Here is a 1839-nt window from a genome sequence, read left to right on the forward strand (position 1 = left end):
GCCGCAATCGAGACTTACATCGACGCCTGGAACGAACGCTGCCAGCCGTTCACCTGGACCAAGACCGCCGACGAAATCCTCACCAAAGCAACCGGCGGTCAAAGATCATCGTTCACGCGACACTAGTCGACGACGGGGAGCTCCTCGAGGTGCATGAGCGCTGGGCGGAGAACGTCGTCTGCGCGCTCGCCCGCATGGGAGGGCAGGTAGTGGGCATCGTCGCCAGCCAGCCCGCCAAACTTGCCGGCGCAATGAATATCGCCTCCAGCGAGAAGGCGGCACGGTTCGTTCAGGTGTGTGATGCGTTCAATATCGCCCTCATCACGCTGGTTGATGTACCAGGTTTTCTACCTGGCGTAGAGCAGGAACACAGCGGGATTATTCGACATGGCGCGAAGCTGCTGTATGCCTATTGCAATGCGACGGTCCCCCGCATACAAGTCATCCTGCGCAAGGCATACGGTGGAGCGTACATAGTCATGGATTCACAATCGATTGGTGCCGACGTCTCACTAGCGTGGCCGACCAACGAGATCGCGGTGATGGGTGCGGAAGCGGCAGCCAATGTCATCTTTCGCCGTGAGATCGAGCGCTCGGAGAACCCGGATCAGACCCGGCGGGACCGGTTACGCGAGTACGAGGATGAATTGATGCATCCTTATTACGCCGCTGAGCGCGGTCTGGTCGACGAAGTGATCGACCCGGCCGAGACTCGGTCACGGCTGATAGGAACGCTTCAGATGCTGGGTACGAAACAATCGACGCTGGATCACCGCAAGCACGGGAACCAACCTCAGTGACATCCGAAACCGGCGGCATCAAGGTGGTTTACGGAAACCCCGACGACAGCGAGCTCGCGGCCGTGATGTGCGTCCTGCTTGCTGCGAGGTGCGGCATGCCTCAGTTCGGGGAATTCTTGGGCCAGGCGGTGTCAGCAGCGCCTGGAGGGAACCAGGAACCGCTGCTGCAGCACGTGTTCTGGCGTGTCGTGCCCGTCACCTCGCGCCCCAGTACCCCGGCCAGTGTGGCTTCCGGTACCAGGGTGCGAAGGCGGCGGTCCAGCCTCAGGGTTGTGAGGACGCACGCGATCTTGCGTTGACCAGCTGGATCAAGGCATTGGGCGTCTCGTCCTCAGTCACGCTGTCGTCGTCGAGGGTCACGTCGAATTCCCGCTCCAGACGACTGGCTGTCTCGAGCAACGCGAGCGAGTCATAACCAAGGTCCATGAAGCAAACATCGCCGATGTCAACATTCAAATCGGTGGACTCGTTTTCACCAGCACAGTCCCGCATGATCTTGCGCAGTCCGTCGAGAGTCAGGCTTTTCATATGCGGATCCTCCGGTCTGTCCGCTGCGGAAGCGCAGCGCGGACGTCGGTAAGCCTCCGTCACCGGGGTGGTGAACCACTTGAGTGATGGTCGAGAAGAACGGGTCAAGCAATCCGGCTCATCGCAGAAGAGGGTGTATTCGGGGTCTGAAGCCGCCGGTGTCGAGTAGTGATCTGGTGATGTAGTTGGCGAGGTTGCGGAAGCCCAGGGCGGTGCCGCGTAGGTGTTCCAGGCGACCGTTGATGGCCTCGGTGGGGCCGTTGCTGGTGTGGGGCCGGTCGAAGTGGGCCAGCATGTCAACTGCCCGGCGGCGGAACGTGCGCCCGAGCGTGATCAGCTCCGTCAGCGCGCGCGGCACTGCCGTGCTGATGGCGGTGATGATCTTCGGGACCTGACCCCGAGTAGTGGACACGCTCAATCCCTGCTTCGGTGGGGTGGAAGCGAGATGATCCACTCATGGCGAGGAAGAACTACTCCGAGGAGTTTCGCCGCGACGCTGTCGAGTTGTATC

3 protein-coding genes and 1 pseudogene are annotated in these 1839 nt (G+C 61.1%); 2 read left to right on the forward strand and 2 right to left on the reverse strand.

Annotated features, from left to right (window positions below; translation table 11 throughout):
• On the forward strand, positions 1–800 hold an 800-nt coding region (locus tag RM423_RS24560; protein WP_396327879.1), incomplete at its 5' end, for a carboxyl transferase domain-containing protein.
• Positions 801–823: 23 nt separating this feature from the next.
• A complete protein-coding gene (locus tag RM423_RS26150) occupies positions 824–1099 on the forward strand; it encodes a hypothetical protein (protein ID WP_396327880.1) in 276 nt (91 codons plus the stop codon).
• Here the strand turns inward: RM423_RS26150 and RM423_RS24565 are convergent.
• Positions 1065–1328, reverse strand: coding sequence for an acyl carrier protein (locus tag RM423_RS24565; protein WP_311425665.1), 264 nt, complete (start codon positions 1326–1328; stop codon positions 1065–1067). The genes RM423_RS26150 and RM423_RS24565 overlap by 35 nt on opposite strands.
• Before the next feature lie 118 nt (positions 1329–1446).
• Positions 1447–1707 (reverse strand): annotated as a pseudogene (locus RM423_RS24570) (transposase); the annotation flags it as partial.
• Positions 1708–1839: the final 132 nt, after the last annotated feature.

Source organism: Jatrophihabitans lederbergiae (genome assembly GCF_031845305.1).
Lineage (GTDB): Bacteria > Actinomycetota > Actinomycetes > Mycobacteriales > Jatrophihabitantaceae > Jatrophihabitans_A > Jatrophihabitans_A lederbergiae.

Coding starts and splice junctions, on each gene's coding strand:
- RM423_RS24565 (WP_311425665.1), bottom strand. CDS start 1,328: ATGAAAAGCCTGACTCTCGACGGACTGCGCAAGATCATGCGGGACTGT.